This window comes from Novosphingobium sp. MD-1 (genome assembly GCF_001014975.1).
Taxonomy (GTDB): domain Bacteria; phylum Pseudomonadota; class Alphaproteobacteria; order Sphingomonadales; family Sphingomonadaceae; genus Novosphingobium.
Window position 1 is genome coordinate 122721 of the sequence record NZ_BBXA01000026.1, and the last position, 13180, is coordinate 135900.

The following is a 13180-nucleotide window of genomic DNA, read 5'->3' on the forward strand; positions in this document are numbered from 1 at the left end:
CGGGCAAGATTGTTGCGCAGTGCGTTGCGCCCACAGGCAGGAGTACCCCCTTGGCCCGGATCGTGATGAAATTCGGCGGCACATCAATGGCCGGCACCGAGCGCATCCGCCGTGTCGCGCGGATCGTGCAGCGCCAGCAGGCGGCCGGGCACGAAGTGGCGGTGGTGGTTTCGGCGATGGCCGGGGAGACCGACCGCCTCGTCAATTTCTGCCGCGAAGCCAATCCTCTGTATGATCCTGCCGAATACGACGTCGTCGTCGCCAGCGGCGAACAGGTGACGTCGGGGCTGCTCGCGATGCATCTCCAGGCGCTGGGCTGCAAGGCGCGTTCGTGGCTGGGCTGGCAATTGCCCGTCCGCACCGACGACGCCCATGCCAAGGCCCGCATCGAAACGATCGATTCCGACGCCCTGCTGGCCTCGATGGCCGCGGGCGAGATCGCCGTTATCCCCGGTTTTCAGGGACTTACCGCGGACAACCGCGTGACCACGCTGGGCCGTGGCGGTTCCGACACCTCGGCGGTGGCCGTGGCAGCGGCGGTGAAAGCCGACCGCTGCGACATCTATACCGACGTCGACGGCGTCTATACCACCGACCCCCGCATCGTCGCCAAGGCGCGCAAGCTCAAGAACGTGACGTTCGAGGAAATGCTCGAGCTGGCCTCGGTCGGCTCGAAGGTCCTGCAGACCCGCTCGGTCAGCCTCGCCATGAAGGAAGGCGTGCGGGTGCAGGTGTTGTCATCCTTCATCGACGACGACGCGCCGCCGGCGGACAGCATCCCCGGCACGATGATCGTCAGCGAGGATGAACTGATCGGGGAACTGGAAGGATTGGAAATGGAACGTCAGTTGATCACCGGCATCGCCGCCGACAAGAACGACGCCAAGGTCACCCTGACGCGCATTGCCGACCGGCCGGGCGCGGTGGCGACCATTTTCGGCCCGCTGGCCGAAGCCAACATCAACGTCGACATGATCATCCAGAACGTCGCCAAGGACAAGGGCGAGACCGACGTGACCTTCACCGTGCCGCAGGCGGACCTGGCGCGCACGCAGGCGCTGCTGGAAGAGCAGAAGGACACGATCGGCTATTACCGGATCATCGCCGACAGCAAGGTCGCCAAGATCAGCGTCGTGGGCGTGGGCATGCGCAGCCACGCGGGCGTGGCCGGCACGATGTTCAAGGCGCTGGCCGATCGCGGGATCAACATCCAGGCGATTTCCACCAGCGAAATCAAGGTTTCCGTGCTGATCGACGAGGACGAGACCGAACTCGCGGTGCGCGTGCTCCACACCGCCTATGGGCTGGACGCCGCGTAAAGGACTGTTTCTGAAAGCGAAACCCCGCCTCCGGATAGGGGGGATAAACCGGAGGCGGGGCGCGACCCGACTGGCTCTGGGGGAGGGGATGGTGCCAGTCCGGAACGGGGAAGCGGGGTTGCTTCGTGTCGAAACCGGTATAGGCCCTGCCCTCTGATTGGTAAAACGGGATAAAGCGGTCACAGTCATCGCTTGGGCCGATCATTGTCCGTATCGCACCCTGCTCTTGCCGCCCGCTCTTGTCGGCGCACGCCGCGCGGCCTAAGGGGCTGCCGCTCTGGCACGGACGATGGGAACCCTGATGACGGCACCTGTGAAGACTTCAGCGCTGATGGCGCGCGGCGCGGCGTTCCTCGGCACCGAACACGCCATCCTGTGCGGGGCGATGAGCTGGGTTTCCGAACGCAATCTGGTGGCCGCGATCAGCAACGCCGGCGGCTTCGGCGTGATCGCCTGCGGCGCGATGACGCCCGAACTGCTCGATGCCGAAATCGCGGGGACCAAGGCGCTGACGGCCCGCCCGTTCGGCGTGAACCTCATCACCATGCACCCCCAGCTGTTCGACCTGATCGCGGTCTGCGCCCGGCACGGCGTGGGCCATGTGGTGCTGGCGGGCGGCATTCCGCCCAAGGGCAGCGTGGAAGCGATCAAGGATTTCGGCGCGAAAGTGCTGGTTTTCGCGCCCACGCTGGCGCTGGCGAAGAAGCTGCTGCGTTCGGGCGCGGACGCGCTGGTGATCGAAGGCAGCGAGGCCGGCGGCCATATCGGCCCGGTTTCCACCAGCGTGCTGGCGCAGGAATTCCTGCCGGCGCTGGCGGAGGACCACGTGGTGTTCGTGGCCGGCGGCATCGGCCGGGGCGAGATGATCGCCTCTTACCTCGAAATGGGCGCCAGCGGCGTGCAGCTGGGCACGCGCTTTGCCTGCGCCAGCGAATCCATCGCCCATCCCGCGTTCAAGCAGGCGTTCTTCCGCGCCAACGCGCGCGATGCGATCGCCTCGGTCCAGGTCGATCCGCGCCTGCCGGTGATCCCGGTGCGCGCGCTGAAGAACAAGGGCACCGAGGAATTCACCGCCAAGCAGGTGGAAGTGGCGCGGCTGCTGGACCAGGGCACGGTGGACATGGCGGCGGCGCAGCTCGAAATCGAGCATTTCTGGGCCGGCGCGCTGCGCCGCGCGGTGATCGACGGCGATGTTGAGCGCGGATCGATCATGGCCGGGCAATCGGTGGGCATGGTGACGAAGGAAGAACCCGTCACCGCGATCATCGCGCAATTGCTGGCGGAAAGCGAAGCCGCGCTGAACGCGCGCGGCTGAAGCCGGAAAAACCGTCCTGAAATCGCCCCCTAAGTCGTCCCCTAGCTCGTCATTGCGAGGGGCGAAGCCCCGCGGCAATCCAGAGCGGCACCCGGAGCGCTGGATTGCTTCGCTTGCGCTCGCAATGACGAAATGCCCCGGTCCCGGTGCGCCCTGCCCTAACCGCTGAAGGCAACGACCCCGCCGGTCGATCCGAAGCCGCCTTCGCCGCGCGCGGTTTCGTCCAGTTCGTCCACTTCCAGCCAGCTCGCCTGGGTCACCGGGGCGAGCACCAGCTGCGCCACGCGATCGCCGCGCCGGATGGCGAAGGGTTCGGCGCCCAGGTTGATCATGATGACCTTCAGTTCGCCGCGATAATCCGAATCGATCGTGCCGGGCGTGTTGGGCACGGTGACGCCGTGCTTGAGCGCGAGGCCCGAACGCGGACGGACCTGGATCTCGAACCCTTGCGGAATCGCCACGGCAAGGCCGGTGGCGACGGCATGGCGCGCGCCGGGGGCCAGGGTCACGTCCTCGGCCGAAACCACGTCCATGCCCGCCGCGCCGGCGGTGGCATAGGCGGGCAGCGGCAGGTCCTTGCCGCCGGGCAGGCGCTTGACGCGGACGGGAACGGCGGCGGTTTCAGGCGAGTGCATCGGCAATCCTTTCGACCAGCGCGGAGGCGACCTGGTCCTTGGGCATTTCGGGCAGGCTTTCGACCCCGGCGGCGGTGACGATGTGGACCGCGTTCAACGCGCCGCCCATCACGTCGCCCGACACGTCGTTGGCGACGATCCAGTCGGCGCCCTTGCGCGCCAGCTTGGCCTGCGCGTGGGCGATCACGGTCTCGGTCTCCGCCGCGAAGCCGACCACCAGCGGCGGGCGCGCGGGCGAACGGCAGAGCGTGGCGAGAATATCGGGATTTTCGGCAAGGCGCAGCGGCGGAATTTCGCCCGAGCCGTCCTTCTTGAGCTTCTGCGGCGCTTCGTCCGCCGCGCGCCAGTCGGCCACGGCGGCGACCATCACGGCGGCGTCGGCGGGCAGCGCGGCCTCGACCGCGGCGGCCATCGCGCGCGCGGTTTCCACGTCCACGCGGTCCACGCCCGGTGGCGTCGGCAACTGGACCGGGCCGGCCACCAGCGTTACCCGCGCACCGGCCCGCGCGGCGGCGGCGGCGATGGCGAAGCCCTGCTTCCCGCTGGAGCGGTTGGCGATGTAGCGCACCGGATCGATCGGTTCGTGGGTGGGGCCGGCGGTGACGACGATGTGCTTGCCGGCCAGACGGCGGGCGCCAGGGCCGCACATGCCGGCGATCGCCTGCCAGATCGCGGGCGGTTCGGGCAGGCGGCCGGGGCCGAATTCGCCACAGGCCATCGGGCCTTCGTCCGGCTCCAGCACGGTCACGCCATCGGCGCGCAGCGTGGCCACGTTGCGCCGCGTGGCGGGATGCCCCCACATGCGCACGTTCATCGCCGGCACGGCCAGCACCGGCTTGTCGGTGGCTAGCAGCAGCGTGGTGGCCAGATCGTCGGCCACGCCCGCCGCCATGCGGGCGAGCAGATCGGCCGTCGCCGGGCAGACGACGACGAGATCGGCCTGCCGTGACAGCTGGATGTGCCCCATCTCGACCTCGTTCTTGAGGTCCCACAGCGTGGTGTGCACGGGGTTCTCGCTGAGCGCGGCGAGCGTGAGCGGCGTGACGAAGTGCGATCCGCCGTCGGTCAGGACGCAGGTGACCGAGCCGCCCTCCTTGCGGATCAGCCGCACCAGTTCGGCGGCCTTGTAGGCGGCGATTCCGCCACCGACGATCAGGAGAATGCGCGGTCCGTTCATCGCCCGCGCTTGTGCAATGCGGTTCGCCCGCGCGCAATCCTTTTGCGCGAAAGGCGAACTTGCGGCACACCGGCCCGAAACGGAGGGACCGATATGCGTCTTGTAGTGACCGCGCTGATTTTCCTGACGGGCCTGTTCGACCTGTTCATGGCGGTTTCGTTCCTGCTCGATCCCGGCAGTGCCGGCGCGGGGCTGGGCGTGGCGGCGATCGGCATGGCCGGTGGGCCGCAGGGCGCGGCGGCGGGGCTTTCGACGATCCGCGCGGACTTCACCTCGTTCTTCGGCGTCGGCGCGTTCTGCATGATGTGGGGCGCCTGGCGCCGCAACGCGGACCTGCTGCTGGTGCCGGCGCTGCTGTTCGGCGTCTCGTTCGTGGGCCGCGCGGTGAACGTGGCGATGGTCGGTCCCTATCCGCAATGGCCCCTGCCGATGGGCGTGGAGGCCTTCCACGTCGCTCTGGCGCTTGCGGCGTGGCGACTGCTGCCACACCACCGGATCAGCGACATCGCCGCTTAGAAGCCGTCCAGGGGCATTTTAGGGCTATCCAGGCGTGGCTCAGGCGTGCGCCGGGTGGTGGTCGCGCAGCCGCTTGGCCATGCGGAACACCCAGCGCTGCGCCGGCCGTTCGAACCAGCGGTGCGAGGCGAAGCCGGCCAGGATGGCGAGGCCCAGGAAAAAGACGAGGAACGCAGGCTGGCTGGCGATGCGGCGCGTGCCCACCGTCTCGTCGATCAGCAACACCAGCATGAGCTGCAAGGGGAAATGCCACAGGTAGATGCCATAGGAGGCATCGCCCAGCTGCCGGCCGATGGCGAAGCGATCGTTGCGGTCGGCCAGATCGAGCGCGAGCGTGAGGCAGAGCGCGGCGAAGGTGCCGGCAAGGATCACCATGTCGCGCGATTGCCAGCCGTTCCAGGCCCAGAACGCCCCCGCCACCAGCAGCGCGCCCAGCGGCAGCAGCGTGGCCGGGCGCAACCAGCCGCGCAGCGCCATGCCATAGACGGCCACCCCGCCGAAGAAATAGCCGATGCAGGCCATCACGTCCCGGTCGGGCAGCTTGGCGAACACCGCCCAGACGAAGCCTGCCGCGATCGGCAGCCCCAGCGCCAGCGGCGCGCGGCGCAAAGCGGGCAGCGTCAGCCAGAACACCGCATAGGCGAGCATTTCGGTGGAGAGCGACCACGACGGGCCGTTGAACGACTGGTTATCCTGCCATCCCCAGTACTGCATCAGCGGCAGGCTGAGCAGGAAGTGCTTGAGGTTGTTCTGGTGGTAGATGAAATCGGTGCCGTTGAGGCCCGCATAGGCCGCCTGCAGCACCGCCACGAGCATCAGCGTCAGCAGGTGCAGCGGCCACAGCCGGGCCACGCGCGCCAGCCAGAAGCGCCCGCGCCCCTGCGTGTCGGCCAGATAGACGTGCGCGAAGACGAAGCCCGAAACCGCCCAGAAATACTGCACGGCGGTGTGGCCGTAGTCGTAGAGCCAGGCGAGCGCGTGGTAGAGCGGCACCACCGCCGAGCGCCGGACGTGGAAGCCGTATTCGACCGGCGGCACGAAGAAGTGCTGGTAATGCCAGAACAGCACGGCCACCGCCGCGAGCAGGCGCGAGAAATCGAGGGCGTTGAAGTGCCTCTTGGAAAGCCGCAGGCGGCCTTTCGCCGAAGGAGGCGCGGCGTTCATCCCCACCAGCCCAGCAGGCTGCCGGCGAGCGTGAGGCCCGCGCCCGCCGCGAAGGCCAGCGCATAGCCCGCCCAGCCGCCGGACGAGGTGCCCCGCTTGCGTTCCCACATCAGTTCCACGGCGGGCAGTGGCGGCGGTTCGGGCGCGCCGCCCTTGGCGGGGAAGCGGTCCTCGATCCGGCGGACCAGCGCGGGCAGGCGCAGCAGCGTTTCGGCATCCTCGCGGATGCGATCGGCAATCGCGGATTCGGGGCCGAGTTCGTCGCGGATCCAGCTGCGCACGAACGGCGCGGCGGTATCCCACATGTTGATGTCGGGATCGAGCTGGGTGGCGATCCCTTCGACCATGACCATCGATTTCTGCAGCAGCAGCAGGTGCGGCTGGGTCTGCATGTCGAAATCGCGGGTGATCGCGAACAGCCCGTCGAGCATCTGGCCCACCGAAAGCTCGCTGACCGGCTTGCCGCGCATCGGTTCGCCCACGGCGCGCAGCGCGGTCGCGAATTCGTCGACCGAATGGTAGCTCGGCACGTATTGCGCCTCGAAATGGATCTCGGCCACGCGGCGGTAGTTGCCGGTGGTGAGGCCATAGAGGATCTCGGCGAGCCACGCGCGGGCGCGCCGGTCGATGCGGCCCATGATGCCGAAATCGATCGCGGCGATGGTGCCGTCGGCTTCGACGAACAGGTTGCCCTGGTGCATGTCGGCATGGAAGAAGCCGCCGCTGATCGCCTGGTTCAGGAAGGCGAGCACCAGCCGGCTGGCCAGTTCCTTGCGATCGTGGCCGGCAGCGTCGAGCGCGGCGTTGTCGCTGATCTTGATGCCGTCGATCCAGTCGAGCGTCATCACCCGGCCGTTGGTGCGGTCCCAGTCGATCGCGGGGATGCGATAGCCGGGGAAGGCGTGCATCTGTTCGGCGAGTTCGGAAGCGGAGGCGGCCTCGCGCCGCAGGTCCAGCTCGCGCACGGTCCAGCGCTTGAAATTGGCGATGACAAGGCGCGGGCGCAGGCGGCTGGCCTCGCCGCCCAGCGCTTCGAGGTGCGCGGCGGCCCATTCGTAGGTCTCGATATCGCGCGTGAACTTCTCGCGCACGCCGGGACGCAGCACCTTGACCGCGACCTCGCGCCCTTCGGTGGTGGTGGCGCGGTGGACCTGCGCGACCGAGGCGGCGCCGACCGGTTCGGGATCGAATTCGGCGAACATCGCTTCCAGCGGGCGCTCGAACGTGGTCTCGATCTCGTGCCGGATGTGCTTGAACGCCACCGGGGGCAGGCGGTCCTGCAGGCTCAGCAGGTTGCGCGCGGCTTCCTCGCCCACCAGATCGGGCCGTGTGGCCAGCGTCTGCCCCAGCTTGATCGCCGCCGGGCCGATCGCGCGGAAGGCGCCGGCGTAGTCGGGCTCCGCCGGCTGGCGCGTGCCGAACCGGGCGATGCGGCACAGGCGGCGCACCGGCGCGGGCGTGTTGGGGCTCTGTTCGAGCAGGCGCAGCGCGCCGTGCCGCGCCAGCACGCGGCCCCAGCCCAGCAGGCGGCGGATATGGGTGGCGGGCAGGGTCAAGGCCGGCGTCCCCTCAGACCTTCCAGCCTGAATGGATGGCGACAAGGCCGCCGAGGATCGGTTCGACCTTGGTGTGCCGGAAGCCCGCCGCGCGGATCATCCCCTCGAATTGCGGCATCGGCGGAAAGCGGCGGATCGATTCGATCAGGTAGCGATAGCTGTCGGCATCGCCGGCGATGGCCTGCCCGATCTTCGGCACCAGCTTGTGCGAATAGGCGTCATAGACCTCGGAGAAGCCCGGCCATTCGGTGGTCGAGAATTCCAGGCAGAAGAACCGCCCGCCGAACTTGAGCACGCGGAAAGCCTCGGCCAAAGCCTTGTCGATATGCGTAACGTTACGGATGCCGAAGGCGATCGTGTAGGCATCGAAGAAGCGATCGCCGAAGCTCAGTTCCTCGGCGTTCTGGCGCGACCAGACGAGGCCGTCGATGCCGCGCTTCATCGCCCGCTCGATGCCCACGTCGAGCATGTCCTGGTTGATGTCGGACACGGTGATCGCCGCGCCCGAGGCCGCCATGCGGAAGGCGATGTCGCCGGTGCCGCCGGCCATGTCGAGAATCGATTCGCCCTCGCGCGGCTTCACCCGCTTGACGAACCGGTCCTTCCACAGCCGGTGCATCCCGACCGACATGGCATCGTTCATCACGTCGTATTTGCGCGCGACGCTGGAAAAGACCGCGCCGACGCGGGCGACCTTCTCTTCGGCAGGAACGTCTTCGTAGCCGAAGGACGCGGTTTCGCCCTGCGTGTTGCCCGTTCCGGCGGTGTCCGTTTCGGTGCCCGATGTGCCAGTGTTCATGCCAAGCGCCTTTAGTGGGGAATTGTCCGGACGGCAAAGCCTGTTAGGGGAGGGGGCCGGCACCGCGCGCATCCCCGCAAAAAAGAAACATCATGCCCGAACTACCCGAAGTCGAAACCACCGTTCGCGGGCTGGCCACCGTGCTGGAAGGGCAGGCCATCGCGCGCGTGCGCGTCAACCGGCCCGATCTGCGCCGCCCGTTCCCCGCCGATCTGGCGCAGGCGCTGACCGGCGCGCGCGTGACCGGGATGGGGCGGCGCGCCAAGTACGGGCTGGTCCACACCGACCGCGACCGGACGATGGTGTTCCACCTGGGCATGTCCGGCCGCTGGCGCATCGATCCGGCGGACATCGGCAAGCACGATCATCTGGTGCTGGAAACCGGCAACGGGCACGTGCTGGCGCTGAACGACGCGCGGCGGTTCGGCTCGGTCGATCTCGTCGATACCCCGTTGCTGGAAACCTGGCCGGCCTTCGCCGCGCTGGGGCCGGAGCCGCTGGGCGCGGGCCTGACCGCCGCGCACCTCGCCGCCGCCTTTCGCGATCGCATCGCGGCGGTCAAGCTGCTGCTGCTGGACCAGCGCATCGTGGCGGGCCTTGGCAACATCTACGTCTGCGAGGCGCTGAACCGCGCCGGCATCCACCCGGAGCGCGCGGGTGGCAAGGTGACACGCAAGGCGCTGGAGCGGCTGGTGCCGATGATCCGCGCGGTGCTGGAGGAATCGATCGCGGCGGGGGGATCGACCTTGCGCGACTATGCCCGGCCAGACGGCGAACTGGGCTATTTCGCCAAGGACTGGCGCGTCTATGGCCGCGAGGGCGAGGTATGCCCCTGCGGCGGCACCGTGGAGCGCGTGGTGCAGGGCGGCCGCTCCACGTTCTTCTGCCGCACCTGCCAGAAATAAGAAGTTTTTGTGACAGGGTGTCACATGCCGTTGATTATGCGGCACGCAGGCGTAGCATGGCCTGATGGAGAGGATGGCGTATTTGCTGTTTCTCGCGGCGCTGGCCCTGGGCGGTCCCGCGCCCGCGAAGGCCGATCAACCGCCCCGCCTGCGCAATCCCGCCGGGATGATCGGGCGTGACGATTACCCCAAGGATTCGCTGAAACGCGAGGAATTCGGCGTGGTCTCGGTGGCGCTGGAGGTTTCGCCGCAGGGGCGCGCGACGGCGTGCGCGGTGACCGAAAGCAGCGGCTTCGCGGCGCTCGACACGGCGACGTGCGCGCTGTTGCAGAACCGCGCGCGGTTCGAGGCGGCGAAGGATGCCGCCGGGCAGCCGGTGGCCGGGCGGTTCGCGCTTTCGACATCGTGGGGCATGGGCGAGCACATGGCTTCCTCGAACATCCGCCTGACCCTGCAGGCGGCGAAGCTGCCCGAGGACTATCGCCAGTCCGTGCGCGCGCAGGTGGCGTTCGACGAGACGGGCCACATCCATGCCTGCGACATCCTGCAATCGAGCGGCAGCGCCGCGGTCGATCGCGATGCCTGCGCGTTCATGGCCCGCAAGCTGACCGTGCCGCCGCCGAAAAGCCTGGCGCCCGGCGTGCGCCCGGAAGCGATCCGCTATGTGCTGGCGCAAGTGATGACCCGCGCCGAAGCGGAAAAGGTCGCCGCGCAGTAAGCGCGAACTTTTCCAAAATATAGAACGTTCAAATCCAGATTATGCCTCTGCATTGAAAGGCCGAGTCGCCGTATTCCTTCACTCACCCCAGCGACCCGGGGCGAACGAACGCACTTTCCAGAGCTTTCCCAGAAGGATACCGCCATGACCGTCACCGCAACGCCCACCCCCGCCAAGGCCCTGCTCGATCCGGCCAACCACGCGCTTGTCCTGATCGACTTCCAGTCGCAGATGGCCTTCGCCACCAAGTCGATCGCGCCCGAACTGCTGCGCAACAACGCCGCGCTGGTGGCCAATGCCGCCGCCGGCTTCAAGGTGCCGACGATCCTGACCACGGTGGCCGAAAAGAGCTTTTCCGGCCCGATGTTCAGCGAAATCACCGATGCCTTCCCCGGCCAGCCCCTGCTCGACCGCACGTCGATGAACACCTGGGAAGACGCCGCGGTGATCGACGAGGTCAACCGCATCGGCAAGGAACGGCTGGTCTTCGCCGGCCTGTGGACCTCGGTCTGCATCGTAGGCCCGGTGCTGTCGGCGCTGGAACAGGGCTTCGAGACCTATGTCATCACCGACGCCAGCGGCGATATTTCCGACGAAGCGCACGAGCGTGCGGTGGAGCGGATGGTCCAGGCCGGCGCGAAGCCGATCACCTCGCTGCAATACCTGCTCGAACTCCAGCGCGACTGGGCGCGGGCGGAAACCTATGACCTGACCACCGGCATCGCCCGCAAGTGGGGCGGCGGCTACGGTCTGGGCATCACCTATGCCCGCGCGATGTTCAACGCCTCGGAAGGCGCGCACTGAACCCCTTGTTTCCCCTGCGGCCGGGCGGCTCTCCCTGATCCCTCCCGCCCGGCCGTTCCTGCCAACCTCCTGTGATCCCAAGGAGAATTCCCATGAGCTTTGTTACCACCGCAGACGGTACCCGCATTTTCTACAAGGACTGGGGCAGCAAGGACGCCCAGCCCGTGGTCTTTTCGCACGGCTGGCCGCTTTCGGCCGACGCCTGGGACGGCCAGATGCTGTTCCTGCTTCAGCAGGGCTATCGCGTGATCGCCCATGACCGGCGCGGCCACGGCCGTTCGGACCAGCCCGACACCGGCAACGACATGGACACCTATGCCGACGATCTGGCGGCGGTGATCGCGGCGCTGGACCTGCGCAACGTGGTGCTGGTCGGCCATTCGACCGGCGGTGGCGAGATCGCCCACTATGTCGGCCGGCATGGCACGGCGCGGGTGGCGAAGATGGTGCTGGTGGGCGCGGTCCCGCCGCGCATGGCCGTCAGCGACATCTATCCCGGCGGCCTGCCGCTCTCCGTGTTCGATGGCATCCGCAAGGGCGTGGCCGACAACCGTTCGCAGTTCTATCTTGATCTTTCGACGCCCTTCTTCGGCTTCAACCGCGAAGGCGCGCAAGTCAGCGACGGGCTGCGCCAGTCGTTCTGGCGGCAGGGCATGCAGGGTTCGATCGTGGGCCAGTACCTGTGCGTCCACGAATTCTCGGAAGTCGATTACGCCCCGGACCTGAAGGCGATCGACGTGCCCACGCTGTTCATCCACGGCAACGACGACCAGATCGTGCCGATCGGCAACGCGGCCGAACTGGCGGTGAAGATGGTGCCGGGCGCGGAACTGAAGGTCTATGAAGGCGCGCCGCACGGGTTGACCGCGACGCACCAGGACCGGTTCAACGCCGACCTGCTGGCCTTCATCAAGGCCTGAGGAGGAGTGACCGCCATGCAGGCCATGCTCCTTTCGCTTGGCGCCGGAACGCTGGCCGGCATGGTCTATGGCCTGCTGGGGGTCAAATCCCCCGCCCCGCCGGTGATCGCGCTGGTCGGGCTGGCGGGAATCCTGCTCGGTGAACAGGCGCTGCCGGCGGCCAGGACGGCGCTGGAGCCGCCCACCGTGATGCAACCGGCAGGGCGCTGAACGCCCCGCCCTCCGAAGCGCCCGCTGGTCCCAAAGGTCCGGCGGGCGTTTTCGCGCCGGGCATGATGGCATTTGTTTCGTCATTGCGAGCGTAGCGAAGCAATCCAGAGCCTCACGTGGTGCCCTGGATTGCTTCGCTACGCTCGCAATGACGATGGGGAAGGGCGATGTCGTGCGGGCGAGATTGCCCGGCGCTAGATGTCGCCCAGCCCTTCGAGCTCGCGGTCCTGCGCGCCCAGTTCCACGAACTGGTCGAGCAGCCACGAGGCGGCCGGGCCGGGCGGGGTATCGCGCCGCCACACGCCGTTGAAGCGATAGGTGCCGCCGACGTGATCGGGCATGTGCAGGCGCACCAGCGTTCCCGCCACAAGGTCTCCGTCGATCATCGGTAGCGGCATGTTGCCCCAGCCGATCCCTTCGCGCAGCAGGGCGTGCTTGGCCGAAAGGTCGGCGAGGCGCCAGGTCTGCGGGCTCGTGACCGAATAATCGCGGCCTTCGGTGAAGCGCGAACGGTCGGTCAGCACGAGCTGGGTATATTCGCGGCCCATGCCGGGCAAGATTTCCTTGGCGCGGCCCAGCGGGTGATCGGGCGCGGCGACGGGCACCATCGCCACCGACCCTGCCATGCGCGATTCCAGCCCTTCCACGCCGGCGGAAAGCGGGCCGGAAATGCCGACGATGGCCTTGCGGTCCAGCACCATGGCGGCGATGGCGCCCAGCGCTTCCATGTGCAGCTTGAGCTGGACGGTGGGGAACTCCTGCTTGAACGCGCGCAGCACGCGGCCCAACCGGTCGGGCGGCAGCATCACGTCGATGGCAAGGTCCACTTCGGCCTCCAGCCCGTCGAGCAGGCCTTTCACCTTGGCGCGCAGCCCGTCGATCCCCTGCGAGATCGTGCGCACTTCGGCCAGCAGGGCGCGGCCGGCCACGGTCAGCTGCGGCTTGCGCGTGCCTTCGCGGTCGAACAGCTCCAGGCCGAGCTGGGCTTCGAGATTGGCGATGCCATAGCTGATGACCGAAACCGCGCGGTTCAGCTTGCGCCCGGCGGCGGCGAAGCTGCCGGTATCGACGATGGCGAGGAAGATGCGCAGCTGATCGAAAGTGGGGGTGCCGGGATTGCTCACTTTTCCGATTCCTCGAAT

General features: G+C 67.9%; 13 protein-coding genes and 1 pseudogene. 8 read left to right on the forward strand and 6 right to left on the reverse strand.

The window, feature by feature from the left end; all coding sequences use genetic code 11:
* Positions 1-65 precede the first annotated feature (65 nt).
* Both NMD1_RS09140 and NMD1_RS09145 read left to right on the forward strand, forming a co-directional pair.
* A complete protein-coding gene (locus NMD1_RS09140; RefSeq protein WP_194921405.1) occupies positions 66-1319 on the forward strand; it encodes an aspartate kinase in 1254 nt (417 codons plus the stop codon).
* A 301-nt stretch (positions 1320-1620) separates the two neighbouring features.
* Positions 1621-2634, forward strand: coding sequence for a nitronate monooxygenase family protein (locus NMD1_RS09145; protein ID WP_124809738.1), 1014 nt, complete (start codon positions 1621-1623; stop codon positions 2632-2634).
* A 158-nt stretch (positions 2635-2792) separates the two neighbouring features.
* Here the strand turns inward: NMD1_RS09145 and dut are convergent, their stop codons facing one another.
* Positions 2793-3269 (reverse strand): dUTP diphosphatase, encoded by a 477-nt coding sequence (gene dut / locus NMD1_RS09150; protein ID WP_125954482.1) that lies wholly within the window; start codon positions 3267-3269, stop codon positions 2793-2795.
* Positions 3256-4446 carry a bifunctional phosphopantothenoylcysteine decarboxylase/phosphopantothenate--cysteine ligase CoaBC gene (gene coaBC / locus NMD1_RS09155; protein ID WP_125954483.1) on the reverse strand — a complete coding sequence of 397 codons (1191 nt, stop codon included), beginning with the start codon at positions 4444-4446 and terminating at the stop codon, positions 3256-3258. The genes dut and coaBC overlap by 14 nt, the downstream gene beginning before the upstream one ends.
* A gap of 93 nt (positions 4447-4539) precedes the next feature.
* Between coaBC and NMD1_RS09160 the strand changes: the two genes are divergently transcribed.
* A complete protein-coding gene (locus NMD1_RS09160) occupies positions 4540-4962 on the forward strand; it encodes a hypothetical protein (RefSeq protein ID WP_125954484.1) in 423 nt (140 codons plus the stop codon).
* Positions 4963-5001: 39 nt separating this feature from the next.
* On the opposite strand, the gene NMD1_RS09165 is transcribed toward NMD1_RS09160, so the two are convergent.
* The 3 genes from NMD1_RS09165 to NMD1_RS09175 are packed head-to-tail and all read right to left on the reverse strand — an operon-like array spanning position 5002 to position 8481.
* Positions 5002-6126, reverse strand: coding sequence for an acyltransferase (locus NMD1_RS09165; RefSeq protein WP_125954485.1), 1125 nt, complete (start codon positions 6124-6126; stop codon positions 5002-5004).
* Positions 6123-7682, reverse strand: coding sequence for a 2-polyprenylphenol 6-hydroxylase (gene ubiB / locus NMD1_RS09170; RefSeq protein WP_124810221.1), 1560 nt, complete (start codon positions 7680-7682; stop codon positions 6123-6125). Before ubiB ends, NMD1_RS09165 begins: the two co-directional genes overlap by 4 nt.
* A gap of 13 nt (positions 7683-7695) precedes the next feature.
* The gene (locus tag NMD1_RS09175; RefSeq protein ID WP_125954486.1) at positions 7696-8481 is read right to left on the reverse strand and encodes a class I SAM-dependent methyltransferase; all 786 of its coding nucleotides are present in this window, start codon (positions 8479-8481) and stop codon (positions 7696-7698) included.
* 92 nt (positions 8482-8573) lie between these two features.
* Here NMD1_RS09175 and mutM point away from each other — a divergent pair, with 92 nt between their 5' ends.
* The 5 genes and pseudogenes from mutM to NMD1_RS09200 form a co-directional block, all read left to right on the forward strand.
* Positions 8574-9386 carry a bifunctional DNA-formamidopyrimidine glycosylase/DNA-(apurinic or apyrimidinic site) lyase gene (gene mutM, locus NMD1_RS09180; protein WP_125954487.1) on the forward strand — a complete coding sequence of 271 codons (813 nt, stop codon included), beginning with the start codon at positions 8574-8576 and terminating at the stop codon, positions 9384-9386.
* A gap of 73 nt (positions 9387-9459) precedes the next feature.
* On the forward strand, positions 9460-10104 hold the full coding sequence (locus NMD1_RS09185) for an energy transducer TonB (RefSeq protein ID WP_158453934.1): 645 nt from the start codon (positions 9460-9462) through the stop codon (positions 10102-10104).
* 144 nt (positions 10105-10248) lie between these two features.
* A complete protein-coding gene (locus NMD1_RS09190; protein WP_125954489.1) occupies positions 10249-10908 on the forward strand; it encodes a hydrolase in 660 nt (219 codons plus the stop codon).
* 92 nt (positions 10909-11000) lie between these two features.
* Positions 11001-11828, forward strand: coding sequence for an alpha/beta fold hydrolase (locus tag NMD1_RS09195; RefSeq protein WP_125954490.1), 828 nt, complete (start codon positions 11001-11003; stop codon positions 11826-11828).
* 15 nt (positions 11829-11843) lie between these two features.
* Positions 11844-12005 (forward strand): annotated as a pseudogene (locus NMD1_RS09200) (DUF1427 family protein); the annotation flags it as partial.
* 227 nt (positions 12006-12232) lie between these two features.
* On the opposite strand, the gene NMD1_RS09205 reads toward NMD1_RS09200, so the two are convergent.
* A complete protein-coding gene (locus tag NMD1_RS09205; RefSeq protein WP_124810214.1) occupies positions 12233-13162 on the reverse strand; it encodes a LysR family transcriptional regulator in 930 nt (309 codons plus the stop codon).
* Between the last annotated feature and the right edge of the window lie 18 nt (positions 13163-13180).

What these genes read in the sequence shown, in the direction of transcription:
- NMD1_RS09175 (WP_125954486.1), bottom strand. Translation starts at nt 8,481, where the DNA reads ATGAACACTGGCACATCGGGCACCGAAACGGACACCGCCGGAACGGGC.
- NMD1_RS09140 (WP_194921405.1), top strand. Translation starts at nt 66, where the DNA reads ATGAAATTCGGCGGCACATCAATGGCCGGCACCGAGCGCATCCGCCGT.
- dut (WP_125954482.1), bottom strand. Translation starts at nt 3,269, where the DNA reads ATGCACTCGCCTGAAACCGCCGCCGTTCCCGTCCGCGTCAAGCGCCTG.
- NMD1_RS09190 (WP_125954489.1), top strand. Translation starts at nt 10,249, where the DNA reads ATGACCGTCACCGCAACGCCCACCCCCGCCAAGGCCCTGCTCGATCCG.
- NMD1_RS09195 (WP_125954490.1), top strand. Translation starts at nt 11,001, where the DNA reads ATGAGCTTTGTTACCACCGCAGACGGTACCCGCATTTTCTACAAGGAC.
- NMD1_RS09160 (WP_125954484.1), top strand. Translation starts at nt 4,540, where the DNA reads ATGCGTCTTGTAGTGACCGCGCTGATTTTCCTGACGGGCCTGTTCGAC.
- coaBC (WP_125954483.1), bottom strand. Translation starts at nt 4,446, where the DNA reads ATGAACGGACCGCGCATTCTCCTGATCGTCGGTGGCGGAATCGCCGCC.
- NMD1_RS09185 (WP_158453934.1), top strand. Translation starts at nt 9,460, where the DNA reads ATGGCGTATTTGCTGTTTCTCGCGGCGCTGGCCCTGGGCGGTCCCGCG.
- NMD1_RS09145 (WP_124809738.1), top strand. Translation starts at nt 1,621, where the DNA reads ATGACGGCACCTGTGAAGACTTCAGCGCTGATGGCGCGCGGCGCGGCG.
- mutM (WP_125954487.1), top strand. Translation starts at nt 8,574, where the DNA reads ATGCCCGAACTACCCGAAGTCGAAACCACCGTTCGCGGGCTGGCCACC.
- NMD1_RS09165 (WP_125954485.1), bottom strand. Translation starts at nt 6,126, where the DNA reads ATGAACGCCGCGCCTCCTTCGGCGAAAGGCCGCCTGCGGCTTTCCAAG.